Annotated in this window: 12 protein-coding genes; 7 read left to right on the top strand and 5 right to left on the bottom strand. The window is 69.7% G+C overall.

Going from position 1 to position 14,085, the window contains the following annotated elements; all coding sequences use genetic code 11:
* The 6 genes from NED98_RS19135 to NED98_RS19110 form a co-directional block, all read left to right on the top strand.
* The coding region (locus tag NED98_RS19135; RefSeq protein ID WP_432423347.1) for a helix-turn-helix transcriptional regulator at positions 1-406 on the top strand (406 nt) is incomplete at its 5' end.
* Positions 407-732: 326 nt separating this feature from the next.
* Positions 733-1,221, top strand: a complete 489-nt coding sequence (locus NED98_RS19130) for an EF-hand domain-containing protein (RefSeq protein ID WP_265270153.1) — start codon at positions 733-735, stop codon at positions 1,219-1,221.
* Positions 1,222-1,244: 23 nt separating this feature from the next.
* Entirely contained in the window at positions 1,245-2,384 is a 1,140-nt protein-coding gene (tgt, locus tag NED98_RS19125; protein ID WP_265270155.1) for a tRNA guanosine(34) transglycosylase Tgt, read from the top strand.
* 2 nt (positions 2,385-2,386) lie between these two features.
* The gene (locus tag NED98_RS19120) at positions 2,387-2,575 is read left to right on the top strand and encodes a hypothetical protein (RefSeq protein ID WP_179513244.1); all 189 of its coding nucleotides are present in this window, start codon (positions 2,387-2,389) and stop codon (positions 2,573-2,575) included.
* Between the two features lie 26 nt (positions 2,576-2,601).
* Positions 2,602-5,415: a M16 family metallopeptidase gene (locus NED98_RS19115; protein ID WP_265314071.1), complete on the top strand. Its 2,814-nt coding sequence runs from the start codon at positions 2,602-2,604 to the stop codon at positions 5,413-5,415.
* Between the two features lie 54 nt (positions 5,416-5,469).
* Complete coding sequence (locus tag NED98_RS19110; RefSeq protein WP_265314070.1) at positions 5,470-6,423, top strand: cell wall hydrolase; 954 nt, start codon at positions 5,470-5,472, stop codon at positions 6,421-6,423.
* Here NED98_RS19110 and NED98_RS19105 read toward each other — a convergent pair whose 3' ends face one another.
* The 4 genes from NED98_RS19105 to NED98_RS19090 all read right to left on the bottom strand — a co-directional run bounded on the left by NED98_RS19105 (position 6,424) and on the right by NED98_RS19090 (position 10,267).
* On the bottom strand, positions 6,424-6,747 hold the full coding sequence (locus tag NED98_RS19105) for a hypothetical protein (protein WP_265270160.1): 324 nt from the start codon (positions 6,745-6,747) through the stop codon (positions 6,424-6,426).
* A gap of 128 nt (positions 6,748-6,875) precedes the next feature.
* Positions 6,876-7,283: a hypothetical protein gene (locus NED98_RS19100; protein ID WP_179513241.1), complete on the bottom strand. Its 408-nt coding sequence runs from the start codon at positions 7,281-7,283 to the stop codon at positions 6,876-6,878.
* A 117-nt stretch (positions 7,284-7,400) separates the two neighbouring features.
* The gene (locus NED98_RS19095; protein ID WP_265270163.1) at positions 7,401-9,659 is read right to left on the bottom strand and encodes an NADP-dependent malic enzyme; all 2,259 of its coding nucleotides are present in this window, start codon (positions 9,657-9,659) and stop codon (positions 7,401-7,403) included.
* 50 nt (positions 9,660-9,709) lie between these two features.
* A complete protein-coding gene (locus NED98_RS19090) occupies positions 9,710-10,267 on the bottom strand; it encodes a DNA-3-methyladenine glycosylase I (protein WP_265314068.1) in 558 nt (185 codons plus the stop codon).
* A gap of 76 nt (positions 10,268-10,343) precedes the next feature.
* Between NED98_RS19090 and mutS the strand changes: the two genes are divergently transcribed.
* Positions 10,344-12,917: a DNA mismatch repair protein MutS gene (gene mutS, locus NED98_RS19085; RefSeq protein WP_265314081.1), complete on the top strand. Its 2,574-nt coding sequence runs from the start codon at positions 10,344-10,346 to the stop codon at positions 12,915-12,917.
* Between the two features lie 197 nt (positions 12,918-13,114).
* On the opposite strand, the gene NED98_RS19080 is transcribed toward mutS, so the two are convergent.
* Positions 13,115-13,930 carry an LD-carboxypeptidase gene (locus NED98_RS19080; protein WP_265314080.1) on the bottom strand — a complete coding sequence of 272 codons (816 nt, stop codon included), beginning with the start codon at positions 13,928-13,930 and terminating at the stop codon, positions 13,115-13,117.
* Positions 13,931-14,085: the final 155 nt, after the last annotated feature.

The raw sequence follows: 14,085 nt of genomic DNA, 5'->3' as shown, positions 1-14,085 counted from the left end.
CGCGCGCGCCCGGGCGGCGCGCGCCGCGACCCCCGATGCGCCGCCGCGCGCGATCCTGCTTTCCGCCGCGCCCCGGCTCGAAGCGCTGCTGATCGCCCCGCCGGTCGCGCCGCCGAGCGGGGCGACGCAGGTGCCGACGATGATCGCATTGCTCCGCACCCCGCCCGCCGCGGGGGGCGCGGCGCGCGTTGCGGCGGTCGCCGCGCTCCACGGCCTGTCGCACAGCGAGGCGCGGCTCGCGCTCGCTTTGTGCGAAGGCACGAGCATCGCCGAGGCCGCCGCGGAGATCGGGCTGACGATCGAGACCGCGCGCAATTATTCGAAACGCCTCTACGCCAAGACCGGCGCGCGCGGGCAAGCCGATCTCGTCCGGCTGCTGCTCAACGGCGGCGGCGCGCTGGCGTGAGTGGAGACGCCCTCGCTGTATCCCCGCCTTGGGTCCCGCCTTCGCGGGAGCACATCGACGGCCGATACTCCGGTTCGGACGGAACCCCACGCCCCCTCGCGGGTTTAGCCTCGATAGCAGACCTCCCTGACAGGCGGCCCGCCGGACCTCGTTCGGCAGCCGCCTTTTTTTTCGCACCTCGGGCGGGTTGCCAGCGCGGCGCGCGCGCCATAGGGCGAAGGGATGCGGACGAAGCGTGGCGCAGTTCGGCTCAGCGGCGGTTCAGGCGCAGCCGTGTCGATGGACATCGTGACCGGCCCCACCCGCCCTTGTCAGGAAAATCCCGCATGATTGCCGCGCTGTTGCTGCTCCAGGCGGCCGCCGCCACGCCGGCCGCGCCGCCCGCCGTACCGCCCGGCCCCGGCCAGCCCCCGGCGACGATGATGGTCGAGCCCGCCGCGATGATGATCGCCGCCTGCGATCTCGACCATGACGGGCGCACCACTGCTGCGGAGCTCCATAGTTGCGTCGAGCGCAGCTTCGCCGCGATCGATACCGATCGCAAAGGCTCGCTCGGCTATATCGGTTTCGCCGACTGGGCCGAACGCTGGCTCGGCGATCGCAATGCGCTGCCGAGCCCGTTCGAGGTCGACACCGATGCCGACAATCGCATCACGCTGACCGAATTGCAGGTGAAGATGGCCGAGATCTTCCGCCGGCTCGATCGCGATCATGACGGCGTAGTGACCCGCGCCGAATGCCTGACGATCCGCGCCGTCGTCCCCAGCAACCGCGCGCCGCAGGGCAAGCGCAAGGGCGGCCCCGCGCCGCATTGATCGACCGGACCTATTCCCACGCAATGACCACCGACCGTTTCACCTTCTCGATCGCCGCCAGCTGTGGCGCGGCGCGCACCGGCACGATCGCGATGCAGCGCGGCACGATCCGCACCCCCGCGTTCATGCCGGTCGGCACCGCCGCCACCGTCAAGGCGATGAAGCCCGCCGATGTCGCCGCCTCGGGGGCGGACATCATCCTCGGCAACACCTATCATCTGATGCTCCGCCCCGGCGCCGAGCGGGTCGCACGATTGGGCGGGCTCCACGGCTTCATGGGGTGGGACAAGCCGATCCTCACCGATTCGGGCGGCTATCAGGTGATGAGCCTCGCCGATCTCACCAAGCGCAGCGAGGAAGGGGTGTCGTTCAAGAGCCATCTCGACGGCTCGCGGCACTTGCTCTCCCCCGAACGCTCGATCGAGATCCAGCGGCTGCTCGGCTCGAACATCGTAATGGCGTTCGACGAACTCGTCCCGACCACCTCGACCCGCGAGGTGCAGGCGGCGGCGATGGAGCGATCGATGCGCTGGGCGAAGCGCAGCCGCGCCGCATTCGATGCGGGCGGCGAGCATGCCGCGGCGAATGCGATCTTCGGCATCCAGCAGGGTGCGCTCGACGAAGGGCTGCGCAAGGCCTCCGCCGACGCGCTGACCGATATCGGCTTCCACGGCTATGCGATCGGCGGGCTCGCGGTCGGCGAGGGCCAGGAGGCGATGTTCGGCTGCCTCGATTTCGCGCCGGGGCAATTGCCGGCGGACAAGCCGCGCTATCTGATGGGGGTCGGCAAGCCCGACGATATCGTCGGCGCGGTCGAGCGCGGGGTCGATATGTTCGATTGCGTGCTGCCGACCCGCTCGGGGCGCACCGGCCAGGCCTTTACCCGCAACGGCCCGATCAACATCCGCAACGCGCGCTTCGCCGAGGATCAGGCGCCGCTCGACGCCGCCTGCCCGTGCCCGGTGTGCAATCAGTGGAGCCGCGCCTATCTCCACCATCTCGTCCGCGCGGGCGAGATTCTCGGCGCGATGCTGATGACCGAGCACAACATCTGGTTCTACGAAACGTTGATGGCGGATCTGCGCGCGTCGATCGCCGGGGGCAATCTGCCCGCGTTCGCCAATGCGTTTCGCGCCGCCTATTACGGAAACCAAGGAGAGTAAGCGTGACCGACGAACCCAACGAAATCCTCGCCGCCGCCGCCGAAGCCAAGGCGCATGAGGAAGGCGCCAGCCATGCGAAGCGCGAGGCGCGCAAGCGCAACTGGAACATCGGCAAGATCGGTCTCGGTGTCGGCATCGGCTCCGCCGCGGTCGCCGCCGCGGTGCTATTCGCCAATCGCGACAAGAAGTGATCCCGCCGCTTTCCTGAAAGGACCTTATGCGCCGCATCCTGCCGCTGCTGCTCGCTACGATCGCTGCGCCCGCGCTGGCCGAACCGCCGCCGCCGCTCCCGGCGGTCAAGCCGATCGCCTTTACCGAACGGACGCTCGCCAACGGCCTGCGCGTCTACGCGATCCGCGACACTGCGACGCCCAACGTCTCGGTGCAGATGTGGTATGACGTCGGCGGGCGTGACGATCCGCGCGGGCGATCGGGGTTCGCGCACCTCTTCGAACATCTCATGTTCAAGGCGACGCGCAACCTCCACGCCGAGCAGTTCGACCGGCTGACCGAGGATGTCGGCGGCTATAACAACGCCTCGACCGGCGACGATTACACCAATTATTTCGAGGTCGTCCCCGCCAATCACCTCCAGCGGCTGCTGTTCGCCGAGGCCGATCGCATGGCCTCGCTGATCGTCGATCCGGCAGGCTTCGCCTCCGAGCGCGACGTGGTGAAGGAGGAGTTCCGCCAGTCGGTGCTCGCGCGGCCTTATGGCAAGCTCGATTCGCTGTACCTCCCCGCGCTTGCCTATCAGCATCATCCTTATGCGCGCGGGGTGATCGGCAGCATCGCCAACCTCGATGCGGCGACGATCGACGATGTGCGCGCCTTCCACGCGACCTATTACCGCCCCGACAATGCGATCCTGGTCGTCGCGGGCAATTTCGATCCCGCCGCGCTCGATCGCTGGGTCGACCAATATTTCGCGCCGATCAAACGCCCCGATCAGCCGATCCCGCGCGTCGCCGCGACCGAGCCGGTGCGCACCGCCCCGGTCGCGGTGACGGTACACGAGCCCAACACCCCGCTCCCCGCGATCGCCTTGAGCTATCCGCTGCCGCCCGATCGCACCGCGGACATGCCCGCGCTGATGGTGATGCAGGCGATCCTCGCGCGCGGCGAAAGCTCGCGGCTGCACGAGAGCCTCGTCTATCGCGCCGGGCTGGCGCAATCGGTCGATGCGACGCTCGATTCGCGCGCCGGGCCGGGCAAGCTCGACATCATCGCGATCGCCGCCGGGGGCAAGACCGCCGATGCGGTCGAACAGGCGCTGCGCGGCGAGATCGCGCGGATGCGCGACGCCCCGGTCTCGGCGGCCGAGCTTGCCGAGGCCAAGACCGAAATCCTCACCGATGCGTTGAAGGCGATGGAAACCGCCGAGGGCCGCGCGCGTGTCATTGCCTCCTCGGTGCTGATCGACGGCGACCCGCGCGCCACCGAACGCCAGCTCGAAGCGGTCCGCGCGGTGACCGTCGCCGATGTGCAGCGCGTCGCGCGGACCTGGCTGGCCGACGATCGCGTCGCGGCAATCCGCTATCTTCCCGCCGCCGAAGGCGCCGCGCCCGAAGCCGGGATCGCGGTCGCCGCGACGGTCGAGACCCGGCCGCTCGTCGCGCCGCGCGACATCGCCGTCGTCACCGCCGCGTCCGACGCCGAGCGCGTCCCGCTGCCCCCGCTCGGGCCGGTGGTCGCGGGCCATGTGCCGACCCCGAGCGCGACCCGCCTCGCCAACGGGCTGACGGTGGTGACGGTCGAGCGGCACGACGTGCCGCTGGTCACCGCGCGGCTGATCGGCACCGCGGGCGCGGCGCGCGACGCGACGGGCAAGGCCGGCACCGCCAGCCTCGCCGCCACCTTGCTGACCCGCGGCACCGCCACCCGCTCCGCGACCGAGATCGCGCGCGCCGCCGAGGCGCTCGGCGCCTCGATCGATACCGGCGCAGGGCGCGAGGGCAGCGCGATCGGCATCACCGTCGCGACCCCGGCGCTGTCGCCCGCGCTCGACATCCTCGCCGATGCCGCGCGCCACGCGACGCTCGCCCCGGCCGAGCTGGAGCGCGCCCGCGCGCAGGCGATCGACGCGACACAGGTGACGCTGACCGATCCGATGGAACTCGCCGGGCTCGCCGCCGATCGCGCCTTGTTCGGCGCATCGGCTTATGGCGGCGCGGTCGACGGCACCCCCGCCTCGCTCAAGGCGATCACCCGCGGCGATGTGCAACGAGCCTATGCCGCGGCCTGGTCGCCCGATCGCGCGACGCTGATCCTGACCGGCGACATCACCCCCGCCGCCGCCAAGGCGCTCGCCGAGCGCTGGTTCGGCGACTGGCGCGCGGACGGCGCGACCCCCGCCGCGCTCCCTACGCCGGTCCCCATGGCCCGCCCGCGCACGATCGCGATCGACCTGCCCAATGCGGGTCAGGCCGGGGTGGTCGTCTCGCGCGGGGCGATCGCGCGTGGCGACGGGCGCTACTATCCCGCGCTGATCGCCAATACCGTGCTCGGCGGCGGCTATACCTCGCGGCTCAATCAGGAGATCCGCATCAAGCGCGGGCTCTCCTATGGCGCGCGCAGCGATCTTCACGCCGATCGCGACACCGGCTGGATCAGCGCCGGGGCCTCGACCAAGAACGCCTCCGCCCCCGAGGTCGTCGGGCTGATCGCGGGCGAGATGCAGCGGCTGGGCACCGCGCCGATCACCGCGAGCGAGCTCGAAACGCGGCGCTCGGTGCTGATCGGCGGGTTCGGCCGGCAGATCGAACGCACCGCCGGGCTGGCGACGCTGGTCGCCAACCAGTTGCTCGACGGGCTGCCGGTCGATGAAATGACGCGCTACACCGCGCAGGTGCGCGATACGCCGACCGCGGCGGTGCAGCAGGCGGCGGCGACGCTGTTCGATCCGGCGGCCACGGTGACGGTGGTGGTCGGCGACGCGCGGCAGTTCGGCGACGCGCTGCGCAAGGCGCGGCCGGCGACCGAGACGATCCCGGCGACCGCGCTCAACCTCGACAGCGCGACGTTGCGGTAGGGTGCGTTCCCGCGACGTAGGAAATCGTAAATCGCGCGCGCTATAGCGACGGCGATGACGGCGATGCACCACAGCGAGATTCGCGCGTTGCGCGCCGCGCGCCACCGCGCGTGGCCGCGCGTCGCGCTGATCGTGGTGTCGCTGACCGCCGCCGCAGGCGTCGCGCTGTCGCTGCTGCCGCCTGAGCCGGCACCTCCTGCCCCGCGCGTTCCGATCACCGCGCCACCCGAGACCGGGCTCCCCGCCTTCGCCTCGCCCGCGCGCGGCACCACCGGCACGATCGCTCTGCCCCCCGTCCCGCGCGGCGCCAGCGCGGTCGGCGATGCGACAGTGACCGCGGCGGCGCCCTTCTCCACCCGGCTGGCGAGCACGATCGACCGCGCCCGCGCGCTCGAATGCCTGTCGGCGGCGGTCTATTACGAGGCCGGCGCGGAAAGCGATGCCGGACAACGCGCGGTGGCGCAGGTGGTGGTGAACCGCGTCCGCCACCCGGCCTTTCCGCCGACCGTCTGCGGGGTGGTCTATCAGGGCGCGGCGCGCGGCAGCGGGTGCCAGTTCAGCTTCGCCTGCGACGGCGCGGCGGCGCGCATCCCCTCGCGCGACGGCTGGGCGCGCGCGGCGCGCAACGCTGCCGCGATCCTCGCCGGGCAGGTGTTCGCGCCGGTCGGGCTGGCGACGCATTATCATACCTATGCGGTGACCCCGGCGTGGAACCGCACCTTGGTGATGACCGATGCGGTCGGCGCGCATTTCTTCCATCGCTGGAAGGGCTATTGGGGCACCGCCGCTGCCTTCGGCCGCGCCTATCGCGGCGGCGAGCCGCAGCCCGTGCTCCCCGCGCCGCCGCCCGTGGTCCCCGCGCCGTTGCCCGTTCCGGTCGCGGTCACGCCGACCCAGCCGGCACATGCCGAAAGCGGCATCGCGTTGCGCGACGCCGCTCCGGACAATCTGCCCCGCCAACCGCAGATCCTCGATCGCTGGAAGGATTCGGGGAAACCGCTGCGCTGATTACCAGCGCGCGCGGCGATCATGCTTTTCGAAGCGCACCTGCGCGCTCAGCCGGTCGAAGCGGCGATCGAGATCGGCGCGCTCGGCGATCGTCAGCCCGCCGCGGCGATAACGCGCCTCGAGCCCCTGCAGATCGCGCAGCTGGGTGCGCAGCCGCATCGCCTCCGGCCGGGTGAGGCTGCCGTTGCGCACGCCCTGATCGATCCGCACGTTGAGATTGGCGACGCGCTGGCCGACCGGCACCCACGGCGCCGCTGCCGCGACAGTCGGCACCGAAAGCGCGAGCCCGATCCCGGCGGCGATCATCGTCAGTTTCTTGTTCATCCATCTGCTCCTTACGCGGCCGTTACGCTGGCCAAGGAGAGGGATGCCGCGGGACTGTCCCGCAAATGTCCCGGAACGACGACATAATTGTCGCAAACTGTCGCCGTTCCGGGAAACCGATCAGTCGATCAACGGCAACGCACGTTGTTCTTGTCGATCGACTTGCCGAGCAACGCGCCGCCCGCGCCGCCGAGCAACGCGCCCAGCACGCCCGATCCGCCCGGCGCGATCGCCGCGCCGAGCGCGCCACCGGCGATGCCGCCGACGATCAGCCCGGTCGTGCCGTCCGACCGGCGGCAATAATAGCGCCCGTCCCGGCCGACATAGACGCGATCATTGTTGCTCAGCCGGCGCTCGCGATACCGCGCGTCGTCACGATAATATTGATCGGCATAATAGCCGTTCGAGTTCGGATCGGGCCGATTGTAATCGTAGCGGCGATAGTCGTTGCCGTAATAGCCGGGACCGCCGCCATCGTCGACGCACCCCGTCAACAGCACCGCCGCGCCGAATGCGGCAAACGCAACCTTTCGCATCGCATGCTCTCCATCGTTCCCAATGGAGTAAAATGGTTTCGCTCGCGAAAGGTTGCGCTCAACAGCTTGGTTTGTACGGAATGATGCACAGCCCGCGGCAAAAGCGGGCCGATGCGGTCAGCGTGCGATTCCTCCGGCAGCAAGCACCGCGAGCGTCACCAATTCGCTGGCGGTGGAGGTCATCGGGGCGATCTGCACCGGCTTTTCCATCCCGATCAACATCGGGCCGATCATCGAATCCCCGCCCAGTTCGCGGAGCAGCTTGGCCGAAATATTGGCCGATTGCAGCCCCGGCATCACCAGCACATTGGCCGGACCCGAAAGCCGCGCGAACGGATAGTTCGCCAGCTGGCGCGGGTTGAGCGCGACGTCGGGGGCCATTTCACCCTCATATTCGAACCCGACCTTACGCTCGTCGAGCACCCCCACCGCGGCGCGGATATTCTCCAGCCACAGCCCTTCCGGGTTGCCGAAGGTCGAGTAACTGAGGAAGGCGACGCGCGGCTCATGTCCCATGCGGCGCGCGACCTGTGCGGTCTGCTCGGCGATATCGGCGAGCTCCTCGGGGCTTGGGCGTTCGTTGACGGTGGTGTCGGCGATGAACACCGTATGGCTCTGCCCGACGAGGATATGGATGCCGAACGGGGTGCGGTTGACCTCGGGATCGATCACGCGCTTCACCTCGCGCATCGTCTGCGCCCAGGTCCGCGTCGTGCCGGTGATCATCGCATCGGCCTGGCCGAGCTGGAGCATCACCGCGCCGAAGATGTTGCGGTTCTGGTTGATCATCCGCTCGCAATCGCGGCGCAGATAGCCGCGGCGCTGGAGCCGCGCGTAGAGGAAGTCGACCATCTGCGGCACCAGCGGCGAGTGGCGGCTGTTGTGCAGCTCATATTCCTCGGGGTTGCTCACCCCCAGCGCGCGCAGCCGCTCGGGCACGTCGTCGCGCCCGACCAGCACCGGGACGCCATAGCCCCCTTCCTTGAACTGGATCGCGGCGCGCAGCACCACTTCTTCCTCGCCCTCGGCGAACAGCACGCGCTTGGGGTGCGCGCGCGCGCCCTCATAAGCGAGCGTGAGCAGCGAATTGGTCGGGTTGAGCCGCCCGCGCAATTGCTGACGATAGCCCTCCATATCGAGGATCGGCTTGGTCGCGACCCCCGAATCCATCGCCGCCTTGGCGACCGCGGCGGGCACCACCTCCATCAGCCGCGGATCGAACGGCGCCGGGATGATATAATCGGGGCCGAAGACGTGGCGCACGCCATAGGCCATCGCCACTTCCTCGGGCACGCGCTCGCGCGCCAGCTCGGCGATCGCCTGCGCTGCGGCGATCTTCATCTCCTCGTTGATCGCCGAGGCGCGCACGTCGAGCGCGCCGCGGAAGATGAACGGGAAGCCGAGCACGTTGTTGACCTGGTTGGGATAATCCGAACGGCCTGTCGCGACGATCGCGTCGGGGCGCGCCGCCTTGGCATCCTCCGGGCGGATTTCGGGATCGGGATTGGCCATCGCGAAGATGATCGGCGCCTTGGCCATGTCCTTGACCATCTCGGGCTTGAGCGCGCCCGCGGCGGAGAGACCGAGGAACACGTCCGCGCCGACCAACGCCTCGGTGAGCGAGCGCCGCTCGGTCACCACGGCATGTGCCGATTGCCATTGGTTGATCCCCTCGCGGCCCTGATAGATCACGCCCTTGCGGTCGCAGATCAGCACATTGTCCGAGCGCACCCCCATCGCCTTGATCAGCTCGGTGCAGGCGATCGCCGCCGCGCCCGCGCCGTTGACCACCACCTTCACCTCATCGAGCTTGCGCCCGGTGAGCAGGCAGGCGTTGATCAGCCCCGCCGCGGTGATGATCGCGGTGCCGTGCTGATCGTCGTGGAACACCGGGATGTTCATCCGCTCGCGCAGCGTCTGCTCGATGATGAAGCACTCCGGTGCCTTGATATCCTCCAGGTTGATCCCGCCGAACGACGGCTCCAGCAGCGCGACGCAATTGATGAATGCGTCGACGTCCTCCGTCTTGACCTCCAGATCGATCGAATCGACGTCGGCGAAGCGCTTGAACAGCACTGCCTTGCCCTCCATCACCGGCTTCGACGCCAGCGCGCCGAGATTGCCCATGCCGAGGATCGCGGTGCCGTTCGAGATCACCGCGACGAGATTGCCCTTGGCGGTATAATCATAAGCGGTCGCCGGATCGTCCGCGATCGCCTGCACCGGCACCGCCACGCCCGGCGAATAGGCCAACGCCAGATCGCGCTGCGTCGCCATCGGCTTGGACGCGACGATCTCGATCTTCCCCGGCCGCCCCTCGGAATGAAACAGCAGGGCCTCGCGTTCGGAAAATTGGACGTTGGTGGTTTCGGACATGCTGGAGCCTTGCTGGAGAGACGTAGGGGAATTTCTTTAGGCAGCGGCCGTCACGATGCAACCATTCCCCGCCGAAAACAGGCCGCAGCATGATCGTTGACGATCCCCACCGCCTGCATCCAGGCATAGACGATCGTCGGCCCGACGAACTTGAACCCGCGCGCTTTCAATTCCTTCGAGATGCGCTCCGACAGCGGGGTACTCGCGGGGACGTTCACCCCGTCGCCGGCGATCGGTTTCCCGTCGGTGAACCCCCAGCAGAAATCGTGGAACGCCTGCGCCCCCATCTGCTGATAGAGGCGCGCGCCGGCGATCGTCGCCTCGATCTTGGCGCGCGACCGCACGATCCCGGCATCGCCGAGCAGCCGCGCCACATCATCCTCGTCGAACGCGGCGACCCTGGCGGGATCGAAACCGGCGAAGGCAGCGCGGAATCCCTCGCGCTTGGCGAGGATCGTGCGCCACGAGAGGCCAGCCTGAAACCCCTCCAGCATCAGCATTTCCCACAACATCCGCGGATCGTGCTGCGGCACGCCCCATTCGGCGTCATGATAGTCGCGTTCGAGCGGGTCTTTCTCCGCCCAGCGGCAGCGTCGTTGTTCGCTCATGCTCATCTCCCCTGTTCCCCGGCCGCGCGGGACGGTATCGCCCGTCCCGATGACCGCTGTTGCCGCTCCCACGCCGATGATGGCGCAATATCTCGCGCTCAAGGAAGAGGCCGGCGATTGCCTGCTCTTCTACCGCATGGGCGATTTCTTCGAACTGTTCTTCGACGACGCCAAGACGGCAAGCGCGGTGCTCGATATCGCGCTCACCGCACGCGGCGAGCATGGCGGGGCGCCGATCCCGATGTGCGGCGTCCCGGCGCATGCCGCGACCGGCTATCTCCAGCGGCTGATCAAGGCCGGCCACCGCGTCGCGATCGCCGACCAGACCGAATCGCCCGAGGCGGCGCGCAAGGCGCGCGGATCGAAGGCGCTGGTCAATCGCGCGATCATCCGCGTCGTCACCGCGGGCACGCTGACCGAGGAGGCGTTGCTCGACGCGCGCACCGCCAATTGGTGCGTCGCCGTGGGCGAAGCGGCGGGCGAGATCGCGCTCGCCGCGGCGGACATCTCGACCGGGCGGTTCGAGGTGATCGCCTGCACCGCACAGGGGCTGGGCGCCGAGCTGGCGCGGCTCGCCGCGGCCGAGGTGATCGCCGCCGAGGGCAGCGACGCGCCGGCAACGGTGTGGCGCCCGCGCGGCGATTTCGAGAGCGCAGCGGGCGAGGCGCGGCTGAAGCGATTGTTCGGGGTCGCGACGCTCGACGGCTTCGGCCAGTTCGGTCGCGCGATGCTCGCCGCCGCCGGGGGCCTCGTCGCCTATCTCGATCATACCGCCAAGGGCGCCTTGCCCTTCCTGCGCCCGCCGCGGCTGTCGAGCGCGAACGCCGCAATGGCGATCGACGCCGCGACCCGCGACAGCCTCGAACTGATCCAGACGACCGGCGGCGCGCGCAAGGGCAGCCTGCTCGATGCGGTCGACCGCACCGTCACCGGCGCGGGCGCGCGGCTGCTCGCCGCCGATATCGGCGCGCCGCTGATGGACCGCGCGGGCGTGGATGCGCGGCTCGATCTGGTGCAATTGTTCCACGACGACGGCGCACTGCGCGAACGGCTGCGCGCGGCGTTGCGGGCTTTGCCCGATATCGGGCGTGCGCTCGGGCGGCTGGCGGCGGGGCGTGGTTCCCCGCGCGACCTCGGCCAGCTTCGTGACGGGCTCGACGGCGCCTGGCTGCTCGGCGAGACGCTCGGCGCGGTCGAAGCGCCGCCGCGCCTGCTCGCCGAGCTCGCCCCGCAATTGCGCGGGCACGGCGCGCTGATCGATCTGCTCAAGCGCGCGCTCGTCCCCGCCCCGCCGATCGATGCCGCCGACGGCGGCTATATCGCCGCGGGCTACGACGCCGCGCTCGACGATCTGCGCGATGCGGGCGCCGGGGGCCGCCGCGCGATCGCCGCGCTGGAGGCGAAATATCGCGCCGAGACGGGGATCGCGGCGCTCAAGATCCGCCACAACGGCGTGCTCGGCTATCATATCGAGGTGCCCGCCAAGGCCGCCGACGCGCTGATGCGGCCCGAATCCGGCTTCACCCACCGCCAGACGCTCGCCGGGGTGGTCCGCTTCAACGCCCCCGAGCTGCACGAGGTCGCCGCGCGGGTGACGCAGGCCGGGGCGCATGCGCTCGCCGCCGAAGCCGCGCATCTCGAAGAGCTGACCGGCGCGGCGCTCGCCCGCCGCGAAGAGATCGCCGCCACCGCCGATGCGCTCGCGCGGCTCGACGTCGCGGCGGGCAATGCCGAGCGCGCGGCGGAAGGCGGCTGGGCGCGTCCGCACCTTACCGACGATGCGCGGTTCGAGGTGGCCGGCGGGCGGCACCCGGTGGTCGAGGCGGCGGTCGCCAGGGCCGGCGAGCGCTTCGTCGCCAATGATTGCACGCTCTCCGAAAATTCGCGGCTGTGGCTCGTCACCGGGCCGAACATGGGCGGCAAATCGACCTTCCTGCGCCAGAATGCGCTGATCGCGGTGCTCGCGCAGGCGGGCTGCTACGTCCCGGCGAACAAGGCGACATTGGGGCTGGTCGACCGGCTGTTCAGCCGCGTCGGCGCGTCGGACAATCTCGCGCGCGGGCGATCGACCTTCATGGTCGAGATGGTCGAGACCGCGGCGATCCTCGCGCAGGCGACCCAACGCTCGTTCGTCATCCTCGACGAGGTCGGGCGCGGCACCTCGACCTATGACGGGCTCGCGATCGCCTGGGCGGTGGTCGAGGCAATCCACGAGGACAATCGCTGTCGCTGCCTGTTCGCGACGCATTACCACGAGCTGACCCGGCTCGCCGAACGCTGCGACGCGCTGACCCTGCACAATGTCCGCGCGCGCGAGTGGAAGGGCGAACTGGTGCTGCTCCACGAAGTCGCCGACGGACCGGCCGATCGCAGCTACGGCCTCGCGGTGGCGCGGCTCGCCGGGATGCCGCCGGCGACGGTGGCGCGCGCCAAGGCGGTGCTGGCGAAGCTGGAGGCCGGGCGGCAGAAGACCGGCGGGCTCGCCGCGGGGCTCGACGATCTGCCGCTGTTCGCCGCGACGCTGCCGGCCGAGGAGGAACGGGGCGATGCGGTGCGGCGCGAGGTGGAGGCGCTCGACGTCGATGCGCTCACCCCGCGCGAGGCGCTCGATACGCTCTACCGGCTGAAGGCGCTCGCGCGCGAGGGATAGGCAAAGTTCACGAAGTTCACACGAGTGGCGCTTTTGCGGGGCGATCGGGATTTCGACGCAAGCGCTTGTTTTTAGGTCGTTTTAAACACGAACAGGTCACGATCCACCCCGGCGCAGGCCGGGGTCCAGCATCGGGCCGGTCGTGACTGGACCCCGGCCTTCGCCGCGGTGGTGAAAGGGGTGATAAGGCCTCTCCTTCACCCCACCCCGAACGGCACGACGCGGTTGCCCTGGGTGTGACCGATCTCCGCGCGCCCGAGGAACGGCACCCCCATGTCACGGCACCAGCGCGTCATCATCGTTTCGAGCGGCTCGTTCCACGGCGGATCGTTGGCCTGCACATCGGTCACCGCGCCGAGCCGGATCCCGGCGATCCCGCGCAACTGGGTCGCATTGGCGAGCGTGAACAGCATGCGATCGACATTGTAGAGCGGCTCCGACACTTCCTCGATCAGCAGCACGTGATCGGCGAGATCGGGGAGCCACGGCGTCCCGATCAGGCTGTGGAGGATCGCGAGGTTGAACGCCGCCGCGGGGCGCGCGCCGAGCCCCGGCTCCAGCCCCTGCCGGTCGCCCGTCAGCCACCCCAAGGTGCGCGCGATCGTGCGATCGCCGCCGTCGCGCATCACGTCGACCGGCATCGGCCCGTGCGCCGGCCGCCCGATCCGACGGGCGTAAAGCGCCGCCAGCATGAACCCCATGTCCGAATAGCCGACATAGGCCTTGGCCTTCGCCGCCGCGGAGAGCTGCGGCATCGCATGGCCGAGGATGCGATTCGAGCCATAGCCGCCGCGCGCGAACCAGATCGCGTCGAACCCCGCATCATTGGCGAATTCGAGGAACGCCGCCGCGCGGCGCGCGTCCGGGCCGGCGAAATGCCCGCCGTCGCTTTCGAAACATTGCGGGTGAAAGACGAGATCGACCGCCGGATAAGCGATCGCCGCGAACGCCGCGGTGCGCTCGGCCGCCAGCCGGTCGAGCGTCTTGGCCGGCGCGACGATCCCGATACGCAACGTCATTTCCCCCGGGTTGAGCCTGTCCCGAAACCGCGATAGCCCGCCGCAATATGTAACGGCAACCTTGCTCGCTCGTCACCCCGGGCTTGTCGCGGGGTCCACCGGGAGGCAGAGGCTGGACGAGAGGTTCTTACGACAAGGCCTGAGGCACT

The organism is Sphingomonas lycopersici (genome assembly GCF_026130605.1).
In the GTDB taxonomy this organism is placed as follows: domain Bacteria; phylum Pseudomonadota; class Alphaproteobacteria; order Sphingomonadales; family Sphingomonadaceae; genus Sphingomonas; species Sphingomonas lycopersici.
Note: the sequence above shows the minus strand (reverse complement) of the source record. Positions and strands in the feature narration are given on the sequence as shown.

What these genes read in the sequence shown, in the direction of transcription:
- mutS (WP_265314081.1), top strand. Translation starts at nt 10,344, where the DNA reads ATGATGGCGCAATATCTCGCGCTCAAGGAAGAGGCCGGCGATTGCCTG.
- tgt (WP_265270155.1), top strand. Translation starts at nt 1,245, where the DNA reads ATGACCACCGACCGTTTCACCTTCTCGATCGCCGCCAGCTGTGGCGCG.
- NED98_RS19090 (WP_265314068.1), bottom strand. Translation starts at nt 10,267, where the DNA reads ATGAGCGAACAACGACGCTGCCGCTGGGCGGAGAAAGACCCGCTCGAA.
- NED98_RS19095 (WP_265270163.1), bottom strand. Translation starts at nt 9,659, where the DNA reads ATGTCCGAAACCACCAACGTCCAATTTTCCGAACGCGAGGCCCTGCTG.
- NED98_RS19110 (WP_265314070.1), top strand. Translation starts at nt 5,470, where the DNA reads ATGACGGCGATGCACCACAGCGAGATTCGCGCGTTGCGCGCCGCGCGC.
- NED98_RS19100 (WP_179513241.1), bottom strand. Translation starts at nt 7,283, where the DNA reads ATGCGAAAGGTTGCGTTTGCCGCATTCGGCGCGGCGGTGCTGTTGACG.
- NED98_RS19115 (WP_265314071.1), top strand. Translation starts at nt 2,602, where the DNA reads ATGCGCCGCATCCTGCCGCTGCTGCTCGCTACGATCGCTGCGCCCGCG.
- NED98_RS19130 (WP_265270153.1), top strand. Translation starts at nt 733, where the DNA reads ATGATTGCCGCGCTGTTGCTGCTCCAGGCGGCCGCCGCCACGCCGGCC.
- NED98_RS19105 (WP_265270160.1), bottom strand. Translation starts at nt 6,747, where the DNA reads ATGAACAAGAAACTGACGATGATCGCCGCCGGGATCGGGCTCGCGCTT.